The 21,119-nt window shown below is 62.2% G+C and carries 21 protein-coding genes; 15 read left to right on the forward strand and 6 right to left on the reverse strand.

Going from position 1 to position 21,119, the window contains the following annotated elements; genetic code table 11:
* Window positions 1-4: 4 nt before the first annotated feature.
* Window positions 5-1,477, reverse strand: coding sequence for a flagellin (locus tag P3T20_RS21490; protein ID WP_074262892.1), 1,473 nt, complete (start codon window positions 1,475-1,477; stop codon window positions 5-7).
* Window positions 1,478-1,756: 279 nt separating this feature from the next.
* On the opposite strand from P3T20_RS21490, the gene P3T20_RS21495 reads away from it, so the two are divergent.
* The gene (locus P3T20_RS21495) at window positions 1,757-2,710 is read left to right on the forward strand and encodes an aldo/keto reductase (RefSeq protein WP_074262891.1); all 954 of its coding nucleotides are present in this window, start codon (window positions 1,757-1,759) and stop codon (window positions 2,708-2,710) included.
* Between the two features lie 237 nt (window positions 2,711-2,947).
* On the forward strand, window positions 2,948-3,160 hold the full coding sequence (gene rpsU / locus P3T20_RS21500; protein WP_074262890.1) for a 30S ribosomal protein S21: 213 nt from the start codon (window positions 2,948-2,950) through the stop codon (window positions 3,158-3,160).
* Window positions 3,161-3,285: 125 nt separating this feature from the next.
* Here the strand turns inward: rpsU and P3T20_RS21505 are convergent, their stop codons facing one another.
* Complete coding sequence (locus P3T20_RS21505) at window positions 3,286-3,711, reverse strand: hypothetical protein (RefSeq protein ID WP_074262889.1); 426 nt, start codon at window positions 3,709-3,711, stop codon at window positions 3,286-3,288.
* 343 nt (window positions 3,712-4,054) lie between these two features.
* A complete protein-coding gene (locus P3T20_RS21510; protein WP_429287750.1) occupies window positions 4,055-4,651 on the reverse strand; it encodes a DNA-3-methyladenine glycosylase I in 597 nt (198 codons plus the stop codon).
* Window positions 4,652-4,823: 172 nt separating this feature from the next.
* On the opposite strand from P3T20_RS21510, the gene P3T20_RS21515 reads away from it, so the two are divergent.
* Window positions 4,824-5,717 carry a BadF/BadG/BcrA/BcrD ATPase family protein gene (locus tag P3T20_RS21515; RefSeq protein ID WP_429287751.1) on the forward strand — a complete coding sequence of 298 codons (894 nt, stop codon included), beginning with the start codon at window positions 4,824-4,826 and terminating at the stop codon, window positions 5,715-5,717.
* A 63-nt stretch (window positions 5,718-5,780) separates the two neighbouring features.
* Window positions 5,781-6,599: a Cof-type HAD-IIB family hydrolase gene (locus P3T20_RS21520; RefSeq protein WP_429287752.1), complete on the forward strand. Its 819-nt coding sequence runs from the start codon at window positions 5,781-5,783 to the stop codon at window positions 6,597-6,599.
* On the opposite strand, the gene P3T20_RS21525 is transcribed toward P3T20_RS21520, so the two are convergent.
* A complete protein-coding gene (locus P3T20_RS21525) occupies window positions 6,596-7,285 on the reverse strand; it encodes a histidine phosphatase family protein (RefSeq protein WP_429287753.1) in 690 nt (229 codons plus the stop codon). The two genes, P3T20_RS21520 and P3T20_RS21525, sit on opposite strands and share 4 nt — an antisense overlap.
* A 176-nt stretch (window positions 7,286-7,461) precedes the next feature.
* Entirely contained in the window at window positions 7,462-8,205 is a 744-nt protein-coding gene (gene aqpZ / locus P3T20_RS21530) for an aquaporin Z (RefSeq protein WP_429287754.1), read from the reverse strand.
* A gap of 293 nt (window positions 8,206-8,498) precedes the next feature.
* Between aqpZ and P3T20_RS21535 the strand changes: the two genes are divergently transcribed.
* On the forward strand, window positions 8,499-8,801 hold the full coding sequence (locus P3T20_RS21535) for an H-NS histone family protein (RefSeq protein ID WP_074262884.1): 303 nt from the start codon (window positions 8,499-8,501) through the stop codon (window positions 8,799-8,801).
* Window positions 8,802-9,028: 227 nt separating this feature from the next.
* Here the strand turns inward: P3T20_RS21535 and P3T20_RS21540 are convergent, their stop codons facing one another.
* Complete coding sequence (locus P3T20_RS21540) at window positions 9,029-10,093, reverse strand: glycosyltransferase family 4 protein (RefSeq protein WP_074262883.1); 1,065 nt, start codon at window positions 10,091-10,093, stop codon at window positions 9,029-9,031.
* A 711-nt stretch (window positions 10,094-10,804) separates the two neighbouring features.
* Between P3T20_RS21540 and flhD the strand changes: the two genes are divergently transcribed.
* The 10 genes from flhD to cheD all read left to right on the forward strand — a co-directional run bounded on the left by flhD (window position 10,805) and on the right by cheD (window position 21,114).
* Window positions 10,805-11,128, forward strand: a complete 324-nt coding sequence (gene flhD / locus P3T20_RS21545; protein WP_074262882.1) for a flagellar transcriptional regulator FlhD — start codon at window positions 10,805-10,807, stop codon at window positions 11,126-11,128.
* Window positions 11,129-11,188: 60 nt separating this feature from the next.
* Window positions 11,189-11,764 (forward strand): flagellar transcriptional regulator FlhC, encoded by a 576-nt coding sequence (flhC, locus tag P3T20_RS21550; RefSeq protein ID WP_074262881.1) that lies wholly within the window; start codon window positions 11,189-11,191, stop codon window positions 11,762-11,764.
* A 179-nt stretch (window positions 11,765-11,943) separates the two neighbouring features.
* Window positions 11,944-12,804 (forward strand): flagellar motor stator protein MotA, encoded by an 861-nt coding sequence (motA, locus tag P3T20_RS21555; protein WP_074262880.1) that lies wholly within the window; start codon window positions 11,944-11,946, stop codon window positions 12,802-12,804.
* Window positions 12,805-12,828: 24 nt separating this feature from the next.
* The gene (gene motB, locus P3T20_RS21560) at window positions 12,829-13,836 is read left to right on the forward strand and encodes a flagellar motor protein MotB (protein ID WP_429287755.1); all 1,008 of its coding nucleotides are present in this window, start codon (window positions 12,829-12,831) and stop codon (window positions 13,834-13,836) included.
* A 78-nt stretch (window positions 13,837-13,914) separates the two neighbouring features.
* Window positions 13,915-14,292 carry a response regulator gene (locus tag P3T20_RS21565; RefSeq protein ID WP_074262878.1) on the forward strand — a complete coding sequence of 126 codons (378 nt, stop codon included), beginning with the start codon at window positions 13,915-13,917 and terminating at the stop codon, window positions 14,290-14,292.
* Between the two features lie 83 nt (window positions 14,293-14,375).
* On the forward strand, window positions 14,376-16,688 hold the full coding sequence (gene cheA / locus P3T20_RS21570; RefSeq protein ID WP_429287756.1) for a chemotaxis protein CheA: 2,313 nt from the start codon (window positions 14,376-14,378) through the stop codon (window positions 16,686-16,688).
* A gap of 64 nt (window positions 16,689-16,752) precedes the next feature.
* Window positions 16,753-17,268, forward strand: coding sequence for a chemotaxis protein CheW (gene cheW / locus P3T20_RS21575; RefSeq protein ID WP_074262876.1), 516 nt, complete (start codon window positions 16,753-16,755; stop codon window positions 17,266-17,268).
* A 43-nt stretch (window positions 17,269-17,311) separates the two neighbouring features.
* Window positions 17,312-19,186, forward strand: a complete 1,875-nt coding sequence (locus tag P3T20_RS21580) for a methyl-accepting chemotaxis protein (RefSeq protein WP_429287757.1) — start codon at window positions 17,312-17,314, stop codon at window positions 19,184-19,186.
* A 201-nt stretch (window positions 19,187-19,387) separates the two neighbouring features.
* On the forward strand, window positions 19,388-20,338 hold the full coding sequence (locus P3T20_RS21585; RefSeq protein WP_429287821.1) for a CheR family methyltransferase: 951 nt from the start codon (window positions 19,388-19,390) through the stop codon (window positions 20,336-20,338).
* The gene (gene cheD / locus P3T20_RS21590) at window positions 20,335-21,114 is read left to right on the forward strand and encodes a chemoreceptor glutamine deamidase CheD (RefSeq protein WP_074262874.1); all 780 of its coding nucleotides are present in this window, start codon (window positions 20,335-20,337) and stop codon (window positions 21,112-21,114) included. Before P3T20_RS21585 ends, cheD begins: the two co-directional genes overlap by 4 nt.
* Window positions 21,115-21,119: the final 5 nt, after the last annotated feature.

Raw genomic sequence — 21,119 nt, forward strand, 5'->3', positions numbered from 1 at the left:
CCGATTACTGCAGCAGCTTCAGAACTTGCTGCGGGTTGGAGTTGGCTTGTGCCAGCACCGAGATACCCGCTTGTTGCAGCACCTGTGCCTTGCTCAGGTTAGCCGTTTCTTGCGCGAAGTCCGCATCGGTGATCTGCGATTGTGCGCTCGACAGGTCGGTGGACTCATCTTGCTGCGACGTCGAGATGCCGGTGAAACGGTTCTGTGCTGCACCCAGCGTTGCCTGAATGTTGCTGATGGTAGCCAGTGCGTTGTCGACCGTTTCCATCGCCAGGTTGGCGCCTTGCGTCGTGCTGATGTTGATCGCCGAAACCGACGTCGGTGCGTTGTTGACGTTGACGCTGTACAGCAGCGTACCGGACGTTTGACCGCCGCCGACACCCGTACCCGAAGCCGTGCTGCCGAACGTGCTGGTCGGCGTGGTGGCGAACGAGATGCCCGTGCCGCTGGTGGTGAACAGGCCGGCCGTCGCACCCGTCGTCAACTGGTTGCCGTTCTGGTCGACGAACTCGATGCCGCCGTTGCCGTTTGCTTCGACCGTAACCGAGGTGATTGCGTTAGCCGTGCCAGCTGCAGCGTCAAGGCCCGTGTCCGGATCGACGTCAATGCCCGAAATCGTGCCGAACACCGTGCCAGCCGCCGTCGTCGACGACGAAGCAGCCGCAGCAGTCTGAATGCCGGTCATTTCGCCGGTCAGGCTCAGGCCGTTGGTTGCGGCGGCGCTGGTTGCCAGCGAAAGCGACTGAATACCGCTGCTCGACGTCGTGGTCACGAACAGGTTCGAAACAGCCGTGCTCGACAAAGCCTGGTTGTTCTGGTCCGTGAACGTGAAGCCGCCCGTGCCGTTCGACACCACGTTGATTTGCGTGATCGCGCCAGCAGCACCGCTGGTGTTTTCTGCGCCGGTCGAGGTCAGGTCGAGACCCGTGATCGTGCCGAGCGTGTTGCCGGCTTGCACGAAACCACCACCCAGCGAAGCAGCCGACACGCCTTGGCTCAGGTCGAGGGCAACAGTCTGGCCGACGTTGGAGCCGACTTGAACGTTGATCAGGCCAGCCGAACCGTTCAGCAGGTTGATACCGTTGTACGTCGTTTGCGAAGCTAGGCGGTTCACTTCAGCAACTTGCTGCGCCACTTCCTGTTGCAGGGCTGCCTGGTTGGTCGACGACAGCGAGCCACCTGCTGCCTCGTTGGCGAGCGAGCGGATCGTTTGCAGGCTTTGCGTGATCTGGCTCAAACCGGTCGAAGCCGTTTCCACCATCGACACGCCGTCGTTTGCATTCGACACGCCCTGGTTCAGGCCGTTGATTGCCGTTTGCAGCGTTGTAGAAATCGCCAGGCCAGCAGCGTCATCTGCCGCGCTGTTGATACGCTTACCCGACGAGAGGCGAGTAATAGCTTGCTGGAGCGCATCGCCCGAGCTGTTCAGGTTTTCCTGAGCCACCAGCGAGCTGATATTACTGTTAATGCTGAGCATGAAAATCTCCCAAGAGGCTGTTGCCCTAAAGTTACTGCCACGTTGACATGGGCGGTGCACTCGTTCATTGCTGGCCGCCTCTGAGCAGGATGTCGGCGTGAGAAAAAAAAACTTGAGGGACTTTGTTCAACTCGGACCTAATTGTCTTACCAGGAATTACGGTGCCGGACGGTCGAAAGCCGGTTTAAGCGGCCTGTTGGCCGGCTGTTGGCGCCGACGACGGAGGTTGAAAAGTCGGCGTATTCTTTTTCTTTCCAAATCGCATTCCCTGGAGAAATCATGCAAAGACGCAGGATTGGCAATTCGGAATTGCAGGTGGCGCCGGTCATGTTCGGCGGCAATGTATTTGGCTGGACCGCCGATGAGGCGACCTCGTTCGCGATCCTCGATGCCTTCGTCGACGCCGGTCTCGACTTTATCGACACCGCCGACGTTTATTCCGCCTGGGTGCCTGGCAATCGGGGCGGGGAGTCGGAGACGATTCTCGGCAAGTGGTTTCGCCGCAGCGGCAAGCGCGACCAGATCGTGCTGGCTACCAAGGTGGGCAACCACCCGGAGCGCAAGGGTTTGAGCGCCGGCAACATCCAGGCGGCCGTTGAAGATTCGCTGCGGCGTCTGCAAACCGATTACATCGACGTGTATTTTTCGCATAAGGACGCGGCCGATACCCCGCTCGCCGAGACGCTGGGCGCCTATCAGCGCCTGATCGAGGCCGGCAAGGTGCGGGTGATCGGAGCGTCGAACTACAGTGGCGCGCGTATCCGCGAGGCGCTGGCGGTGTCGCGGCAGCACGGTCTGCCGGAATACCAGATTATTCAGCCCGAATATAATCTGTACGACCGCGAGGCTTATGAAACCGATCTCGAACCGGTCATTCTGGAAGAGCACCTCAGTGCGGTCGTGTATTACAGCCTTGCAAGTGGCTTTCTGTCGGGCAAATACCGTTCGTCCGCGGACCTCGCGAAAAGCGCGCGTGGCGGCGGCATCAAAAAGTATCTGAACGAACGCGGCACGCGCATCCTCGATGCGCTCGATACCGTGGCCGACCAGCACGGCACTACGCCCGCCACGGTGGCGCTGGCATGGCTGATCGCCCGTCCCAGCGTGACGGCGCCGATTGCCAGCGCGACTTCCGTGCAACAACTCGAGAGCCTTGCGGCGTCAGTTCACCTGATGCTGACCGGCTCGGACATGCGTCTGCTGGATGACGCAAGTGCCTGGCGGAATGGCTAAAATGGTGGTAGGCACGGTATTTTCCTGATATCATCGGGAGTGAATTGAGATCTTTGCCTGTTTCGTGGTGAACTCCCCACCTCTCTTTTCCGGCCTCCGTGGCCGCTTTGCCTTTCGTTTCGTTCATGGTTTCGTTTGCCTGTTATTGGCCATGTTGCGAAATGACCGGAGGCCGGCGCGTACGTGGCACACACCACTGCGCAATTACCCGTATCCAGCGATTTAGTTAGGAATTACATGACGACGATTCTTCTGAAGGAAAACGAGCCGTTCGAAGTGGCGATCCGCCGCTTTCGTCGCGCAATCGAAAAGAATGGCCTGATCGCAGAACTGCGTGAACGCCAATCGTACGAAAAGCCGACGACGGCTCGCAAGCGCAAGAAGGCTGCTGCTGTGAAGCGCCTGCACAAGCGCCTGCGCAGCCAGCAACTGCCGAAAAAGCTGCACTAAGCACGCTTTTCAAGCACAGCCGAACGGCGGTGTGAGCTTCGCAAGAAGCCACACCGCCGTTTTGTATTTGGGGGAGCAATTCCAGCGAGGCTTCCGAAGATGTTTCTGGGAAGCCTTATGGCGGCTCAGGCGGCGGTTTTCAGCTGCGCTGTGGACAAGCCGAACTGACGGGCAATCGAAACCAGCCGTTCCTGCCATTCCCACGTGCCGAATACGTCGTGCACGTTTTGTAGGCAACTTAGCAGGTCGATGGTGGCTGGGTCGAAGATATTGATATGGGCTCGCAGCAGCGCTTTCTTGAGTGCGGCCACTCCGACATCCATATAGGCAGGCACTTCGATCGGGGTTTTGCCGATATAGCGCACCGGAATGCCTTCCATTGCCGTCATATAGTCGCGCGGCTTGATAAAGCTGCCGACCGGGCAGCCACCGCAGTATCCCCGATAGGCTCCGCCGCCACGCGGCAGAAGTGCGGCGCGCCCCTGACCGTCAAGATGGCTGACGGCTTTGTCGAATATCTCCTGATACGTCAGGAAGTTTGGATTTTTCATGGTTGTTCTCCCCCTGCGTCTACGCGCAGCGGTCATTCATGGGTGGTTCAAGCGCAGTTGTTGTCCCTTCAATCGTTATAACGACTGACTCAGGTAAAAACGTAGCGGTGCAGCGCGCAAGTCCGCAATTTTGACACGATTCGAGAGATCTGCAGGTGGTGGAGTGCCCGCAAAGCCAAGCTGGGTAAGGCTGTGAGGGGGCGGCACGGGCGCGCTCAGGACTTTCCCGCAGACGCTGGGTTTTGCGTCCGAAGTGTGGCGAAAACCACACGAGGCCGGGGCGCAGATCCGAGACCGGCGACGCGCCTGGCGTACCTTCGGCCCCGGAACTCGCGGATGCGCCTCAGCCGGCCTTCCGCTTGCGCCCCTTTTTGCCGAGGGCGGCGCAGCGGGCGTAGCAATCGCAGTCGGTCTGATGGTCGTTCACCATGCCGACGGCCTGCATAAACGCGTAGCAGATCGTCGAACCGACGAACTTGCAGCCGTAGCGCTTGAGTCCCTTGCTCAGCGCGTCGGAAATCTCCGTTGAGGCCGGCGCGTGCTGGTACGAGGTCCATTCGTTCTGGATGGGCGTGTCATTAACGAAAGACCAGATGAACTGCGCCAGCGACCCGTGTTCCGCCTGGATCTGTTGCACGGCGCGCGCGTTGGTAATGGCCGCTTCGATCTTGCCGCGATGCCGTACGATCGATTCATCGGCGACCAGCGCGTCGACATGCTTTGGCGTGAAGCGGGCCACCTTGTCGATATCGAAGTTGGCGAATCCCCGACGGTAGCCGCTGCGTTTGTTGAGGATCGTGGACCATGACAGACCGGCTTGCGCGCCCTCCAGTACCAGCATTTCAAAGAGATGTTGATCGTCGCGCGAAGGGACACCCCACTCGGTGTCGTGGTAGTGTGCGAGCGCTTCGCTCGATACCCAGTTGCATCGCTGTGTCACGTTCCGGCTCCTGCATTTGATGTGTCGAAATCCCGGCGCGTCCGGGCTTTGCCAGCATAGCGGAACGCCCGCGCATCGCAAGCCGGCCGTTCGGCCAGTTGCCGGATCCACGCTGGTCTGCCACGCTATGCGGCATTCCGGTTCGGCAACTCTTTTCACCCACACTCACTTGATGAATACAGACCTCTTTCTGATCGGCGTCGACGGCGGCGGCAGCGGCACGCGTGTCGTACTCGGTGACGCCCACGGCCGCGAACTGGCTCTGGCGGCGAGTGGCCCGTCCGGCCTGGGCCTCGGTATCGAGCGTGCCTGGCAGGCCATCCTGGCAGGTTGCACGGAGGCTTTCCGGCAGGCCGGCGTCGCCCCGCAATGGGAGCGTTGCGTATTGGGCTGCGGGCTGGCGGGATTCAACAACCCCGACTGGCTTGCTGCGTTTCACGCCCAGGCGCCGAAGCTAGCGGGTCTCGCCGTGGAACACGATGCCTACACGACCCTGCTCGGCGCGCACGGCGGGGCGCACGGTGTCATCGTGGCGCTCGGCACCGGCAGCGTGGCTGCCGCGGCAGATGGTGTCGGCGAGTACCGGATCGCCAGCGGTTTCGGCTTCCCGTCTGGTGATGAGGCAAGTGGTGCCTGGCTCGGCTTGCGCATAGTCGTGTACGCGCAGCAGGCGCTGGATGGCCGCGCGCCGCTGGATGCACTGGCCCAGGCACTGCTCCAACGGGTGGGCGCGCAGGACCGCGACGGCCTGATTGTCTGGCTTTGCAACGCCAATCAGACCGCCTACGCGAGTCTCGCGCCCATCGTCATCGCGCATGCCAGCCATCCCTTCGCCGCGCGTCTGCTCAAGGAAGCCGGAGAAGAAATTGGCAAGATGATTACGGCGCTAGACGCGTCCGGAGAGCTGCCGGTGGCCTTGTGCGGTGGCCTCGGCCAACCGTTGCGCGACTACGTACCGCAGCATTTGCAGGCCAGGCTGCGCGCGCCGCTGGGCGATTCGGCGCACGGTGCGTGGCAGCTTGCGCAGCAGGAAGCCGCGCGGCTCGGTTTGAATCTGGCGGGCTAATCCGGGGAAAGCGTCGCAAGCAACGATAAAATAGCGCCTTCGATGCTGCCGGCTGCTCACACCATGTACCAAGTCATTGCCACCGATCTCGACGGCACCCTGCTCGACGGAGACCATCAACTCGACCCATTCACCGTTGCCACGGTTCGGCGGCTGGAGGCGGACGGCCTGCAATTCATCATCGCAACCGGCCGCCATTACCGCGACGCGGCGGGCATCCGCGATCTGCTGGGCATCCGGCCGTACCTGGTCACGTCAAACGGCGCGCGCGTGCATGCGCCGGACGACATCATGATTTACGGGGACGATCTTCCGCCCGCCACCGTGCACCGGCTCGTGCAGCCGGAAATCGCGGGCGCGCATGGGCGGGTGATCGTCAATCTGTTTGCAGATCACGATTGGCTAATCGATCGGGACGCGCCAGAACTTTTGCGTCTCCATAAGGATTCGGGCTTTAGCTACGAAGTGACCGATCTGCGTCGGCATCACGGCGAGGGCATTGCAAAGGCGCTCTATATTGGCGAGCCGGCCGATCTCGCACCGGTCGCGGCCAATCTGCAACGCGAGTTCGGCGACACCCTCTATGTCACCTACTCGCTGCCCGATTGCCTTGAGGTCATGACATCGAACGTGTCGAAGGGCCGCGCGCTGAAGTTCGTGCTCGACCGCCTCGGCGTAGAGACCGGCCGCTGTATCGCGTTCGGCGACAACATGAACGACATCGACCTGCTCGAAACCGCGGGCCATCCGTTCATGATGAAAAACGCCAACCCGGATCTGATCACGCGCTTGCCGAACGTGCCGCGAATCGGCAACAACTTCGAAGCAGGCGTCGCTCGTCACCTGCGCAAGCTGTTCGCCATGGACGATGAACTAGCCTAATGCACTGCATCTGAAGCCGCGGCGGGCGCCAACGCCGCGCATGGGCAATCCGTAGACCGCCCATTCAGCCCTTCGTCGCTATGCTGGAAGCTCGCACGCGGCGAGCCGCCCTGCCAGTCGAGCTTGACGATATAAATACTGTCGAAATCGTCGCTGTGCCACTTCGGCACGTCTGCGGCGTTGCCGCCATGAGCGCTCACCATCTGGCGCACCAGCTTCTCGATCAGTTTGTGCTCCCATGCCACCACCACCAGCTTGTTGCGATATGCCGGATCGATCAGCGTGGCGCCGAGCCGGTCTATCTGCGTCAGGCCATAAGGCGTTTGCACCGGCATCTGGAATTGGATGGCGGTGGGTTCGATGGTGGCCAGCGGGCGCACATAGTAATAAGGATGGCCACCGTCGTTTTTCTGCTCGCCCGGATCCGGCGCGAAGATCGCGTCAGGTTTGCCGAACTTGGCGGCGATTACCGCGGGCAACGCTAGCGCCCGGTTAAGACCTTGGCAATTGAGCTGACCGAGCCCTTGCGCGGGCTTCTCGCCGTGACGGACAAACACCAGCGTTTCAACGGCGGTGCCGGCCGCCTGGCTGCTGGCCGCATGCGCGGTGACGGGCAACATGGCGGTGCCACACGAGGCCGCGAGCCAGAATGCGACGCCTTGCAGGAATCGACGGGAACGGTTCATCGGGAGCCTCTTTGCGAGCCGTGTGAAAGTCGGACGATTCTAGCAGTGGCGCTACGCCTTGCCGCGCGCCGGGCTGCATCAGCGGTCGCTCGTCCGCAGGCCTGACCATAAAAGCAGAAGCGGGCGCCACAGCGCCCGCTTTGCAGATAGATTCGCCCTTTGGCGCTACGGATTCGTCAATCGGCCAGCGCAGAGCGCGACTCGAGCGGCGCACGGTTCGCCGCGACAACTGGATACACGAGACCGGCAATCACAGCGCCGAGGATCGGCGCGACCCAGAACAACCAGAGCTGGTCGACAGCTGCGCCACCCACGAACAGCGCCGGACCCGTCGAGCGGGCCGGGTTGACCGAGGTATTGGTGACTGGAATCGAGATCAGGTGGATCAGCGTCAGGCACAGTCCGATGGCGATCGGCGCGAAGCCAGCCGGCGCGCGCTTGTCGGTGGCGCCGAGAATCACGAACAGGAAGAAGCCAGTCATGACCACTTCGCAGATAAACGCCGCCATCAGCGAGTAGTGGCCGGGCGAGCGATCGCCGTAGCCATTGCTGGCGAAGCCGCTCGACACGAGGTCGAAGCCCGGTTTGCCGCTGGCAATCAACGACAGCACGAAGGCGCCGAGTACGGCGCCGACCACCTGGGCAACGATATACGGTACGAGGTCACGTGCCGGAAAGCGGCCCGCCACGGTCAGGCCGACGCTCACCGCCGGATTCAGGTGACAGCCCGAGATATGGCCGATGGCGTAGGCCATGGTCAGCACCGTGAGGCCGAATGCAAACGCGACACCGACAAAGCCGATGCCCAGCCCATGGACCGGACCGGCGAAGTTGGCGGCGAGGACCGCGCTGCCGCAGCCCCCGAGGACGAGCCAGAATGTGCCGAACAGCTCGGCAGCGAGGCGCTTTGACAACTGCATGATATGGAATCCTAAAAAGTTTGACTTGCTGGAGGCGGTACATGGGTATTCGGGTACCCACCTCCGAGCGCCAAATTCTAGGGAAATATCGGCGAATCAGGTGTCAAGAATTGTCAATGTCGCCGTAGGCAGTTTGGATTATTTACCGATAAAGTCCGAATCGATTTAACAATTCATCGCTCTTTAATAATTATCAGACGATACCTCAATTGTGAGTATTACTGTCCATTGCGAAATTCGGTAATTACGGCTAGTCTGCGTCACAATGAGTTCTACAAAAAGGGAGTAGGGAAATGTCGCAATATGCAGAACTTAAGGCGCAGATCGCCAGACTGCAGGCTCAGGCGGACGAAGCACGACGCACTGAACTCGGCAATGTAATCGAGGAGATCCGCGGCAAGATTGCCGAGTATGGATTGACTGCCCAGGACCTGGGTTTTGCGGTTGCCGCCCGGCGCGGACGCCCGCCCAAGAAGGCGCCGCTGCCGCCCAAGTATCAGGATCCGAAGTCCGGTAATACGTGGAGCGGACGAGGCAAGCCGCCCAAGTGGATTTCCGGCAAGAATCGCGAACGCTTTCTGATCGAACAGGTTTAGTCGCGGCGGTTAATTGTCACGGCGAAAGCTTCCTGAAGGTTAATGGCATTCGGGAAGCTTAAGCGGCGAAATATGTATCAGATTTGTGCTGGAATTGGGCGGTAAAAAAGCCGCCTTTGAGAGGCGGCTTTTATGAAGATGAGCGGCTAATCGACGCGGTTCCGCTCGCGCAAACGATTCACACGGTGGTTTTCGCGTATTTAGCGGGCATCAGATGCATAGGCCGTTCAGCCTACCGCTACCTGGCGCAACATCGGACGGCGTTCAGCTTCGATAAGCGCGGTATAGCCGTCGAGATAGTTCTGCGCCATTGTCTTCGCGCTGAAGCGGCGTTCGAACTGGGCGCGGATTTCCGTACGTGACAGGTCGCCCAGCCGCTGCAGCGCCGCGACCGCACCTTGCACGTCCTCGACCACGAAGCCGGTTACGCCGTGGTCGATCACTTCCGGCACCGAACCGCGGTTGAAGGCGATCACCGGCGTGCCGCAGGCCATCGATTCGATCATCACGAGACCAAACGGCTCCGACCAGTCGATCGGGAACAGCAGCGCCTTGGCGCCCGACAGAAACTCCGGCTTTTGCGCTTCGTTGATCTCACCGACGAATTCGACGTGCGCCTGCGACAGCAGCGGTTCGATTTCCGTCTTGAAGTATTCCTGGTCGACCTTATCCACCTTGGCGGCGATCTTCAGCGGCAGACCGCTTTGTGCAGCGATCTTGATGGCTGTATCGACGCGCTTCTCCGGACAGATACGGCCGAGGAACGCCAGATATTCAGGCTTCTTGTGCGTCTGCGGCGTGAGCAGATTCTCCGGCAGACCGTGGTAAATGGTGTTGAGCCAGTTGGCCTGCTTGAGCGGCAGACGCTGCGAGTCCGAAATCGACACCACCGGCGCCTGCGAGAACGTGTCGAAAATCGGCTGCAGTTCGGGCAGGTCGAGACGGCCGTGCAGGGTGGTCACGAACGGCGTGTCCATCGTCGAGAACAGCGGGAACGGCAGATAGTCGAGGTGGAAGTGCAGTACGTCGAACTCATGGGCGATGCTGCGCACCCGTTCCATCAGCAGGACGTGCGGCGCCATGGCGTCGCGCACCGTCGGGTCGAGGCGCAGCGCGCGCGGCCAGGCGGCCTCGAGTTTGGCGGAGGTGACCGAATCGCCGCTCGCGAACAGCGTCACGTCGTGACCGAGCTCGACCAGAGCCTCGGTCAGGTACGACACGACGCGCTCAGTGCCGCCATAGAACTTGGGCGGAACGGCTTCGTATAGGGGCGCTATTTGTGCGATTCGCATGCGTACTCTCCTGTGACGGCTGGAGTCGGCCCTTAAGAGCAAACACTCCAGCCCATGCAACATAAGTTGCGGTTCATAACGGCGTTCGCAAAATCTGCCCGGATCGGGCGAAGAGCGAATACCTTTCGGACGGACGGACGCGGTAGGCCGCCGCCCGGTGGCAACCCGGCACTGCATCGGGTTATCCCTTAAGGCCATTATCGGGATCGACCGGCGCAATTCGAGTTATTTTTCAAACGCTTAATGTTGTTACAGCGCGAAACACCGTGCGTAACAGGTGAGACCGGGGCGCAGCATAGCCGGCACGACACCCCTCAGCAAGCACCGTGCCGCGCCTTGTGCCCCGGCCTGAAAGGCGGCGCGATGCGTCGCGAATAGCAAGCGATTGTTGCCGCAGCGTGAAAAACATCTATAATTTGCTCGCACCTGTAACGGTGCAAAAAACCGCGCGGGGTCGCGCACCGATCGATCCCCAAAAGCTTTCTCCCGCCTTTCATTCCCTCCCCAATAGGCGTTTTGTAGGAAAAATTCCTACAGAATTTATGGAACATTCCGGCAATCAGACGGGGTGTCTGTCCGATTTCAGTCGCAGTTACATTTAGACACAATGCTTGCAAGACCATAAACGAGCCGTTCGTGCGGTGTGCGGTGCGCGCGTTCGAGCAAACGTTTCCGTAACGGCCTGACCAGCCAGATCGACTCGGGGGAATCATGAGCACCACTAGTGACATGCTCAATGAGATACGAGAAGTGAACCTCTCCTATCTCCTGCTCGCTCAGCGTCTGCTGCGTGAGGACAAGCCCATGGGGATGTTCCGCATGGGTATATCGGATCAGTTGGCCGATGTGATTGCCAATCTGTCTCTGGCACAGACCGTCAAGCTGGCTGCATCCAGCCAGGTTCTCTGCCGCTTTCGCTTCGACGATCACGCCGTCCTGTCCGCACTTGCGGACAAGGGCAAGACCAGCAGCGCCGTTGCTCAGGCGCATACCGCGATTTTGATGGCAAGCCAGCCCGTGGAACAGATCGGCTGAGGCCGGCATTCTACGGCGGCAAAACCGACCAGCAACACCAGGACGCGGGAAGCGCAGCGCATGGCCACTAAAAGCGTAGTACTCGAAGTCAGGGAAATTACCCTGGCGATCGAATTGATCGAACTCGGCGCGCGTCTGCAGTTGCTCGAGGCCGAGACCAGCCTGTCACGCGACCGGCTGATCAAGCTTTACAAGGAATTGAAGGGGGTTTCGCCACCCAAGGGCATGCTGCCGTTCTCGACGGACTGGTTCATGACCTGGCAGCCGAACTTTCACTCCTCGCTGTTCTATAACATCTACCGCTTCATGGCGGACCATGGCGGTTGCGAGACGATCCAGTCGATCGTCAAGAGCTACCGGCTGTATCAGGAACACGTCCATCTGCACGACGACGAGCCGGTCCTCAGCCTGACCCGCGCATGGACTCTGGTGCGCTTTTTCGACTCCGGCATGCTGCAGATGACCTCGTGCTGCCGCTGCGGCGGCCAGTTCGTCGCCCATGCGCACGATCCCCAGCACGGATTTGTCTGCGGACTGTGCCAGCCGCCGTCCCGCGCCGGTAAGACAAAGAAAGTTGCCGAAGCGAAAGTACGCGCGAACCAGCTCGCCGAACTGGACGCTGAACTGGAAGTTTGAGGCGCGGGCGGCCAGGCCCGCCCCGCTTGCATCGCAGCCCAGGCGTCCGCCTAGCGCTCGCGTCCCCCGCCTGTGGTTTACACCGGCTCGCCAACTTGCTTTTCCACCAAAGTTTTCCGCCCGGTTGCCGTAAACCAGTCTAACGACGGTCTCCGTCGCTTCCTTGTGAGGGCTCGGCTGTGCTGATTTTCGTGGGAACACTCGTGACGCTGTTGTCCGTTTTCGGCGGTTATGCGCTGGAAGGCGGACACTTGGGCGCGCTGATGCAGCCAGTCGAACTGCTGATGATCGGGGGCGCCGGCGTCGGCGCGTTCGTTCTCGGCAACGGGATGAAAACCATCAAGTCGACGCTGGGCGTGCTTCCGACCCTCTTCAAGGGGTCCAAATACAACAAGGACGTCTATATGGAGCTGATGGCGCTCCTCTACGTCCTGCTGGCGAAAGCGCGCAAGGAAGGCACGCTGACGCTTGAAGCCGATATCGACGATCCGTCGAAGAGCCCGATCTTCACGCAGTATCCGAAGATCCTCGCCGACAAGCACATCATCGAATTCCTGACCGACTACCTGCGTCTGATGGTGGGCGGCAACATGAACGCCTTCGAAATCGAAAGCCTGATGGACGAGGAAATCGAAACCCATCACACCGAAGGCGAAGCCCCGGCGCATGCACTTGCCAAGGTCGGCGACGCCATGCCGGCGTTCGGCATCGTCGCGGCGGTGATGGGCGTGGTGCACACCATGGCCTCCGCCGACAAACCGCCTGCGGTGCTCGGCGAGATGATTGCCCAGGCGCTGGTCGGCACCTTCCTCGGCATTCTGCTTTCGTACGGTCTGATCGGGCCGCTCTCGAGCGTCGCGGAACAGCGCGTCGCCGAGTCGACCAAGATGTTCCAGTGCATCAAGGTGACGATCCTCGCGAGCCTGAATGGCTACGCGCCGGCGATCGCCGTCGAATTCGGCCGCAAGGTGCTCTTCTCGACTGAACGCCCGTCGTTCAGCGAGCTGGAAGAGCACGTGCGCCGCGTGAAAGCCAAGTAACCGCGCGGACCAGGGGCTGACTCGATGAGCAAGGATAAAGACCGCGCAATTGTCGTCAAGCGTTCCGCGCCGAAGAAGGCGGGGCACCACGGCGGCGCCTGGAAACTCGCCTACGCGGACTTCATGACCGCGATGATGGCGTTCTTCCTGCTGATGTGGCTGCTCAGTTCGGCGACCACGGTGCAGTTGCGCGGTATCGCGGACTATTTCAACCAGCCGCTGAAGATCACGCTGTGGGGCGGTGACCGCAGCGCCGAAGATTCGAGCATCCTGAAGGGCGGCGGCCGCGATATTTCGACCGACTCGCAGGGCATCACGCGTCAGAGCGACGGCACGACCGCGCGCGCGCAGCATACCGTCGCGCATAGCGACGACGAAGCGGTGAACCAGGCGCAGGGGCAACTCGAGCGCCAGGAGCAGGCCCGCCTGCACGATCTGCAGGTCAAGCTGATGGCCGCGATCGAAGCCAATCCGGTGCTGCGTCAGTTCAAGCAGCAGATCCGTATCGATTCGACCTTGACGGGGCTGCGCATCGAGATCGTCGACTCGCAGAAGCGGCCGATGTTCGACACCGCCAGCGACGAGGTCCAGCCGTATATGCGCGACATCCTGCGCGCCATCGGCAACACGCTGAACGACGTGCCGAACCGCATCATCGTGCAAGGTCACACAGACGCCGTGCAGTACGCCGGCGGCGAGAAGGGTTACAGCAACTGGGAGTTGTCGGCGGACCGTGCGAACGCTTCGCGCCGCGAGCTGATCGCGGGCGGCATGGACGAAGCGAAGGTGATGCGCGTGATCGGCATGGCGTCGTCGCAGAACCTGAACAAGAGCGATCCGCTCGACCCCGAAAACCGCCGGATCAGCATTCTGGTTCTGAACAAGAAGTCCGAGGACGCCATGATGCACGACGACTCGACCACGACCACCTTGTCGGACGATGCCGCCGGTTCGGGGCAGGCGCCCCTGCTGCAACAGATTGCGCAACCGCCGACGGTTGCACCGAAGGCGCCCACCGTGGCGCCGCATTGAAAGACACGATGGCCTGACTGTGCCGCCGCGCATCCGCGGCACAGTCAGGCGATTCATAGTGAGCGCAGCGAGGATTTAATGATCAGGCACATTCTGGCAATCGACGACTCGGCATCGATGCGGCAGATTCTCTCCGCCACGCTGACGACGGCCGGCTATGAGGTGACGCTCGCCGCGGACGGCGAAGAGGGCCTCGAGAATGCGCTCGCGATGTCGTTTGACCTCGTATTGACGGACCAGCATATGCCGCGCAGAACTGGCCTCGATCTGATCGCCGCGCTGCGCGGCAACCCGGCTTACCAGGCGACGCCGATCCTCGTCCTTACGACGGAATCCGGCGAACCTTTCAAGGAGGCGGCGCGAGCGGCGGGGGCGACCGGCTGGATTGAAAAACCGCTCGACCCGGACATGTTGACCGAGCTGGTCGCGGCGCTTGCCGAGCCCGGCGAGGCCTGAGCCACACAACTTTTTAAACAGCGCCTTTAGACAAGCGGCACGGCTGCCAAAGCCCAGACAGGATCTCTCGCGGTGACCCAGGCATGACACTCGATATCACTCAGTTCTATCAGACGTTCTTCGACGAAGCGGACGAACTGCTCGCGCAGATGGAGCAGTTGCTGCTCAATCTGGACATTGGCCATCCGGATCCGGAAGACCTCGCGGCGATTTTCCGTGCGGCGCACTCGATCAAGGGCGGCGCAGCGACCTTCGGCTTTACGGCACTGACCGAAACGACCCACATCCTCGAATCGCTGCTCGATCGCGCGCGCAACAACGAACTCGTGCTGCGCAAGGACATGATCGACACGTTCCTCGAGACCAAGGACGTGCTGTCCGGCCAGCTCGCCGACTACCGCGCGAGCGCCGAGCCGGACGCGGCGGTGGCGAAAGCGATCTGCGCCAAGCTCGAACATCTCTACGCGGAAAGCATCCGCGGCGAGAGCGAGCCGGCACCGGCCGCTGCGGCAGCACCGGAAGTGGCTGCGTCGGCTCCGGCAGTCGTCGAGGCCGATGACGGCCCGCCGCCGGCGCACGTGGTCGATCAGGCCGTCGACGTGGCGAGCGAGATATCAGGCATTGAACCGGCCCAGACCGGCGTGACAACAACAGCAACAGCGACAACAGCAACAACCGGGACCGCCGCCGAAGACAGCGGCCCGCATCTGAAAATCACGCTACGGGGTGTAGGTGAGAAGGACCAGGAACTGCTGGCCGAAGAGCTCGGCAACCTGGGGCATATCGTTGGGCAGGTCAAGGCGGGCGGCGATTTCACGCTGTGGCTGCAGACCGATGTCACGTCCGACGACATCATCGCCGTGTGCTGTTTCGTGATCGACGACAGTCAGATCTCGATTGGCCGCGGCACAGCACCGGTGGATGAATCGCAGCAAGGCGAACCTGGAACGCCTGCCGCTGCGGAGCATGCACCGGCGCCTGCACCGGCACCGGCCCCCGCGCCGGTTGCCGCGCCGCAGGCAAGCACAGCAGCGCCGACGCACGGATTGTTCGAAGCGCCAGCGCAGGCAGCACCGGCTGCGGCTCCGGCGCCCACGCCGGCGGCGGTCGCACCGGCCCCTGCTCCCGCGCCGGCACCGGCCGCGGCAGCAGCGGGCGCAGGCGAATCCGACCGCAAGAGTGGGCGTCCGGCGGCTGCGGCCGCGGCCGAAGGCAGTTCGATCCGGGTCGGCGTCGAGAAGGTCGACCAGCTGATCAACCTGGTCGGCGAACTGGTGATCACCCAGGCCATGCTGGCCGAGACCACCAGCACCTTCGATCCGGCATTGCATGACCGTCTCTTCAACGGCATGGCGCAACTGGAGCGCAATGCCCGCGATCTGCAGGAAGCGGTGATGTCCATCCGCATGATGCCGATGGATTACGTGTTCAGCCGCTTCCCGCGTCTGGTGCGCGATCTGGCGGCGAAGCTCGGCAAGGAGGTCGAACTCGTCACCTTCGGTCAGGCGACCGAACTCGACAAGAGCCTTATCGAGCGGATCATCGACCCGTTGACCCACCTCGTGCGCAACAGTCTCGATCACGGTATCGAAACGGTGGAAGCACGGCGCGCGGCGGGCAAGGATTCGACCGGCCAGCTGGTGCTGTCGGCCGCGCATCACGGCGGCAACATCGTGATCGAAGTGAGCGACGACGGCGCCGGTCTGCGCCGCGACAAGATTCTCGCCAAGGCGGCCAAGCAGGGCATGCAGGTCAGCGAAAGCATGACTGACGACGAAGTCTGGAACCTGATTTTCCTGCCGGGCTTCTCGACCGCCGAACAGGTGACCGATGTGTCGGGCCGCGGCGTCGGCATGGACGTGGTGAAGCGCAACATCCAGGCGATGGGCGGTCACGTCGAGATCAGCTCGCAGGCAGGCAAGGGCAGCACCACGCGCATCGTGTTGCCGCTCACGCTGGCGATTCTCGACGGCATGTCGGTGAAGGTCGGCAACGAGATTTTCATTCTGCCGCTGAACTTCGTGATGGAGTCGCTGCAGCCGCAGGCAGAAGACATTTACACGGTGGCCGCCGGCGAACGCGTGGTGCGCGTGCGCGGTGAATACCTGCCGCTCGTCGCGCTGCACGAAGTGTTCTCGGTGGAAGACGCCAAGAAGGAGCCGACCCAAGGCATCGTCACGATCATGCAGACCGAAGGACGGCGCTTCGCCATGCTGATCGACGAACTGGTCGGCCAGCAGCAGGTGGTCGTGAAGAATCTGGAAACGAATTACCGCAAGGTGCACGGCATTTCCGCCGCGACCATTCTCGGCGACGGCAGTGTCGCGCTGATCGTGGACGTGGCGGCGCTGAACCGCGAGACGCGCAACGCGCACGGCGCAATGAGTCTCGCATAGGCCTCGGGCAACCTCGGGCAACTTTTTACTTAACTTATTTCATCCCAACCGTTTGGGGGCTAACGTGGCAGAAGTCCAATCCATCAATTCGAGCGTCAGCCGCCGCGATGCGTTGCAGGCAGACGCTGGCGGCCAGGAGTTTCTCGTCTTCACGCTCGGTGCCGAAGAGTACGGCATCGACATCCTGAAGGTGCAGGAAATTCGTGGCTATGACAGCGTGACGCGCATCGCGAACGCACCGGACTTCATCAAGGGCGTGATCAATCTGCGCGGCATCATCGTGCCGATCGTCGACATGCGCATCAAGTTTCATCTGGGCCGCGTAGAGTACGACCACCAGACGGTGGTGATCATCCTGAACGTCGCGCATCGCGTGGTCGGAATGGTGGTGGACGGCGTGTCGGACGTGCTGACGTTGCAGGTGGACCAGATCATGCCGGCTCCCGAATTCGGCGCGACGCTGACCACTGAATACCTGACGGGTCTCGGTACGGTCGACGGCCGCATGCTGATCCTGATGGACATCGAAAAGCTCATGACCAGCCGCGAAATGGCTTTGATCGAAACGATCGGCGGATAACCGCGATCGGCATGCATGTGACGGGACATTAGGGAGCATCAAGATGCTAAGCAGGTGGTCGATTCGAACCTCGTTAACCGTGGTCGGGATCGTTCTGGTGGCGCTCACGCTCGTAGTCGGCGCGCTCGGCCTGACCGCGCTCAGCCGCGCCAGCCAGTCGCTCGACGGCATTGCGCGCGGCGATCTGGTGGCTATTCACGCACTCGACGATGCCTCGTCGTATCTGTTGCGCTCGCGCGTTGCGGTCGACCGGTACAACACGCTCACTGCCGCCGGCAATGCCGACGAAGCGAAAAAGGTACTGGACCGTGGCCAGGAGCTGCTCGGCAAGGGCAATGAGAGCTGGCAGACGTTTCTCGATGCGCCCAAATCCGGCATCGATCAGGCCTTGCTCGACGACCTGCTGGCGCGCCGCGCAACCGTGATGCACGACGGCGTGGAGCCGGAGTTCGCAGCGCTGCACGCAGGCGACCAGGCCGCCTTTCACGCCATTGCCGATACGAAAATCAGCCCGCTCTTTATCGCCTACGACAACTCCGCCTCGGCGGTTGTGAAGGCACTGCAGCAACGCGCGGCCGATCAGCAGACGGCGGCGCAGTCGAACGTCACGCTGATGACCTCGCTGATCATCGCGGTGGGCGTGTTCGCGCTGGTGCTGGTGGTGGTGATCCGCATCGCGCTGCGCGGCCTGATCGTGCAGCCGCTCATGGACGCCACCGAGTGTTTCGAGCGGATCGCCGCAGGCGACCTGACGCACGCGGTAACGGTGTCCAGCACCAACGAAATCGGACGCCTGTTCCGCGGCATCAAGCAGATGCAGGACAGCCTCTCGACGATGCTCAAAGGCGTGCACGGCAGCACCGAATCGATCGACACCGGTGCGCGCGAAATTGCCATGGGCAACACGGATCTGTCGCAGCGCACCGAGCAGCAGGCCGCTTCGTTGCAGCAGACCGCATCGAGCATGGAGCAACTGACGGGCACCGTGCGGCAGAACGCCGAAAACGCCCGCCAGGCGAGCCAGCTCGCGGTCAACGCGTCGGACATCGCGACGCGTGGCGGCGACGTGGTGGGCCAGGTCGTGCATACGATGCAGGACATCGCCACCAGCTCGAACAAGGTGGTGGACATCATCAGCGTGATCGAAGGGATCGCCTTTCAGACCAACATCCTCGCGCTGAACGCTGCTGTGGAAGCAGCTCGCGCGGGTGAGCAGGGCCGCGGCTTCGCAGTGGTGGCCGGCGAAGTGCGCAACCTTGCGCAGCGCAGCGCCAGCGCCGCCAAGGAAATCAAGGAACTGATCGGCGACTCGGTCGACAAGGTGCAAAGCGGCTCGGCCCTGGTGGGCCGCGCAGGCTCGACCATGGAAGAGATCGTCCAGGCCGTGCGTCGCGTGACCGACATCATGGGCGAGATCAGCGCGGCGTCGGAAGAGCAGTCGACCGGCATCGAGCAGGTCAACCGCGCCGTGGTGCAGATGGACGAAGTCACGCAACAGAATGCAGCGCTCGTCGAACAGGCGGCCGCAGCGGCGGCGTCGCTCGAAGAGCAGACGCGGCAATTGCGCAGCGTGGTGGGCGGCTGGCGCGTGGAAGGCGGACAACGCGCCGCCGGCGCTGCCGCGGCACGCAGCAAAGCCGCGCCGCGCCCGGCAGCTCAACCTGTGGCAGCCGCACCGAAGGCGGCCGCAGCGTCAGGCCATGCGCCGGCAGCGGCAGCCAGACACGACGCGAAGCACGATACAAAGCACGACGCGAAGCAGGACATCAAGCACGACGCACCGCGCGCAAGCGCACCGGCACGTACCGAACCCGCGCTGCGGCCGAAGACCTCGGCCAGCGCCGCGGCGCCCGCAGCACGGCCGGCCGCAACAGGCGCATCCGCGGCAGGCCCGGATGCAGATTGGGAAACGTTCTAAGGGAAGATGGTTAGTTATGCAGGCTTTCGGCTCCTCGCCGCAGTACGGGCGATTCATTGAAGCACGCTCGCAAGGCGTGGTTCGAGCCGTCGGTCAGGAAACATTCGCGGGCAGGCGCGACCCCGCGATGCACATCACTCGCCCCGCAGGGAATTCTCCTGAGGCCGCGAGCGACGCTTCGTATCGCAGGCAGGAACTTTGATAATGGTAACGCGCGCACAGCTTCGTCCCGACAAGGCCGAACCGGCGAAAGCCGCTGACCCGGGACGTGATTTCGAATTCACCTCGGCGGATTTCGCTCGCATTCGCGAACTGATCCACCGCGGCGCCGGCATTTCGCTGTCGGACCATAAGCGCGACATGGCGTATAGCCGGCTCGCGCGTCGTTTGCGTGCGCGCGGTCTCGACAGCTTCCGCGAATACCTCGATCTGCTCGAATCGGAGAACGATCCGGCCGAGTGGGAAGCGTTCACCAATGCGTTGACCACCAACCTGACCGCGTTCTTTCGCGAGGCGCACCATTTCCCGATCCTCGCTGAATTCGTTGCACGCCGTCAGGCTCCCGTGTCGGTGTGGTGCTCGGCGGCTTCGACCGGCGAAGAGCCGTATTCGATCGCGATGACGCTGATCGAAGCGCTCGGCGACAGCGCCGCGCGCCAGGCCACGGTGCTCGCCACCGACATCGACACCCAGGTGCTCGCCAAGGGTGAAGCAGGCATGTACCAGTTCGATCAGGTCAAGCACCTCTCGCAGGAACGGCTCAAGCGTTTCTTCCTGAAGGGCACCGGCGCGCACGCGGGCATGGTGAAAGTGCGCCCTGAAGTGCGCGCGATGATCCGTTTCCAGCAGCTGAACCTGACCGACCGCGACTACGGTTTGCGCTCGCAGTTCGATGCGATCTTCTGCCGCAACGTGATGATCTACTTCGACAAGCCGACCCAGTCGCAGGTGCTGTCGCGCTTCGAGCCGCTCATGAAGGGCGGTGGCCTGCTGTTCGCCGGTCACTCGGAGAACTTCACCTACGTGACCCAGGCGTTCCGCCTGCGTGGCCAGACTGTTTACGAACTGACCCGCGACGGCGGCGCAGCGCGCGCCGGCCAACGCGGCCAGACCCAACCGGCTCACTCGTCGACTAGCGGGGTGACTGTATGAGTAGCGCCCTGCCGATCGCCACCAATCTGTACTTCGACAATCACTTCCAGCGCCCCGGCGTGAAGTTGTTGCCGAACGAGTTCTATACGACCCACGACGACATGGTGCTTGTTACCGTGCTCGGCTCGTGCGTGGCCGCCTGCATCCGCGACCACACGGCAGGCATCGGCGGCATGAATCACTTCATGCTGCCGGACGACGGCGCTGACGTCGGCCAGGCCGCCTCGGATTCGATGCGTTACGGCGCCTATGCGATGGAAGTGCTCATCAACGAGCTGATCAAGGCGGGCGGCCGGCGCGAACGTTTCGAAGCCAAGGTATTCGGCGGCGCCGCGGTGCTCGCCGGCATGACGACGATGAACATCGGCGATCGCAATTCGGAATTCGTGCGCCGCTATCTGGCGCTCGAAAAAATCCGCATCACCGCCGAGGATCTGCAAGGCGGCCATCCGCGCAAGGTCGCCTTCATGCCGCGCACCGGCCAGGTGATGGTGAAAAAACTGCGCCTGCAGCAGGAAGCCGGGGTGGCCGAGCGCGAACAGGCGCTCGCCCGGCAGACCTCCGAGCAGCGCGCCGAGCGTCTCGCAAAGGCCCGCGAACGCGTCGAGCTGTTTGCCGCGCCGGCTGGCGGCCGGCCAAAAATCGAGCTGTTTGGTGCAAGGGCCGCTGCTGGTTCAGGGACGGGCGCCCCGGCTGCGAAGCCGCGCATCGAGCTATTTGGCGCGAGCCCGCGTCCGAATAATTCAAACAACGCCAGAACTGCCGAGGAGGCGTGAGAGCT

This window comes from Paraburkholderia sp. GAS206C (genome assembly GCF_050435645.1).
Taxonomy (GTDB): domain Bacteria; phylum Pseudomonadota; class Gammaproteobacteria; order Burkholderiales; family Burkholderiaceae; genus Paraburkholderia; species Paraburkholderia phenazinium_B.